3 protein-coding genes are annotated in these 1,035 nt (G+C 62.1%); all 3 read right to left on the bottom strand.

Going from position 1 to position 1,035, the window contains the following annotated elements:
• Positions 1–75 precede the first annotated feature (75 nt).
• Positions 76–441 carry a Na+/H+ antiporter subunit G gene (locus tag HP546_RS30620; protein ID WP_172233724.1) on the bottom strand — a complete coding sequence of 122 codons (366 nt, stop codon included), beginning with the start codon at positions 439–441 and terminating at the stop codon, positions 76–78.
• Entirely contained in the window at positions 438–716 is a 279-nt protein-coding gene (locus HP546_RS30615; protein WP_003250109.1) for a K+/H+ antiporter subunit F, read from the bottom strand. Before HP546_RS30615 ends, HP546_RS30620 begins: the two co-directional genes overlap by 4 nt.
• Positions 713–1,035: Na+/H+ antiporter subunit E (locus tag HP546_RS30610; protein WP_172233721.1), on the bottom strand; the 323-nt coding region annotated here is incomplete at its 5' end. The genes HP546_RS30610 and HP546_RS30615, both read right to left, overlap by 4 nt.

Below are 1,035 nucleotides of genomic sequence, written 5' to 3'. Positions count from 1 at the left end.
CTCGGCCCGCCAGCTTATGTCGCCATGGTCCGGCGGGAGCTACAGCGCCTCAGCCAGGGGTGAGCCGGCAACGCTTCAGTGGCCGCGGTCGCGGCCGCTGCTGACCTCTTCGGGTACTGGTTCTTTCGACATGCGCTTGCGGAACAGCGCCGCCCGCGCCAGCAAAAGCGTGGTTACCGGCACAGTGATCGACAGCAGGATCGGAATCAGCCATGCGTGCAGCACGGGTGCATCCTTGAGCCACGAAAAATAGATGATCGAGGCCAGTGCCACGCACCAGGCGCCAATGGTCGAAGCCAGTGCCGGTGGGTGCATGCGCTGGAAGTAATCCTTCAGGCGCAGCAGGCCTATCGCACCGATCAGGGCGAACAGGCTGCCGGTCAACAGCAGTGCAGCGGTGATCAGCTCCAGCCAGAACGGCAATACCATGTTTTCAGTCATTCGATCACCTCACCGCGCAGCAGGAACTTGGCCAGGGCAAACGAGCCGACAAAGCCGAAGAGGGCAATCAGCAAGGCACCTTCGAAGTAGGTGTCACTGGCATAACGGATGCCCAGTACCAGCATGGTCAGCATGGCCAGGATATACAGGTAGTCCAGCGCCAATACCCGGTCCTGGGCGGACGGGCCACGGAACAGCCGGATCAGCGCAAGGCCCATGGCGAGGGCGAAGATGAACAGGCTGGCAAGAACAGCGTTGGCGAGCAGGCCTGTCATTGGAAAATCTCCATCAGCGGGCGTTCGTAAGTGTCTTTGAAGTGCTTGATGAAAGCGGCTTCGTCATCCAGGTCGAACACGTGCAGCAGCAGTACGCTGCGGTCCAGCGCCAGTTCGGACCAGACCGTGCCAGGCACTACCGTGGTGATCATCGACAGCGCCGCCAGGCCGTGCGCATCGCGCAGGGCCAGCGGGATGTGCACGAATGCCGAGCGTGGCGGCTGCTTGCCGGCACACAGCACACCACGGGCTACCAGCAAGTTGGACCGGATTACATCCAGGCCTACCCGACCGATCAGCCGGGCGATGACCAGTGGTC

Source organism: Pseudomonas sp. CM25, assembly GCF_013179705.1.
In the GTDB taxonomy this organism is placed as follows: domain Bacteria; phylum Pseudomonadota; class Gammaproteobacteria; order Pseudomonadales; family Pseudomonadaceae; genus Aquipseudomonas.
This window is presented reverse-complemented; position numbering and strand designations above follow the sequence as displayed.

Excerpts from the sequence above, each read along its gene's own strand:
- HP546_RS30620 (WP_172233724.1), bottom strand. The coding sequence starts at position 441 with ATGACTGAAAACATGGTATTGCCGTTCTGGCTGGAGCTGATCACCGCT.
- HP546_RS30615 (WP_003250109.1), bottom strand. The coding sequence starts at position 716 with ATGACAGGCCTGCTCGCCAACGCTGTTCTTGCCAGCCTGTTCATCTTC.